We start from the raw sequence: 285 nt of genomic DNA on the forward strand, positions 1-285 counted from the left end.
CTCGGCGAGTGCAAAATCCTTCGCGGCCCGCTCGGCCTCGCCGGTATCGATCGAGGCGCCGACGGAACCGGAGGCGCCGAAGGCGAGGCGCGCGAATTTCAAACGGACCGAGGCGTTGAGCGCACTGGTGCGGATCAGATCCATTGCATCGGAATCAGCTCCGCCTTCATCCAAGAGTTCCAGGCCGTTGTTGATCGCGCCGACGGGCGAGATGACGTCGTGGCAAACGCGGCTGCAGAGAAGCGCGGCCAGATCCGGGCCGGACAGGGTGAGGTTCGGGTTCTT

General features: G+C 64.9%; 1 pseudogene. It reads right to left on the reverse strand.

Annotation, left to right across the window (positions count from 1 at the left end):
* Positions 1 to 285: pseudogene (locus EOD29_RS31315) on the reverse strand (histidine phosphotransferase); the annotation flags it as partial.

This window comes from Mesorhizobium sp. M1A.T.Ca.IN.004.03.1.1 (assembly GCF_003997555.1).
Taxonomy (GTDB): Bacteria; Pseudomonadota; Alphaproteobacteria; order Rhizobiales; family Rhizobiaceae; genus Mesorhizobium.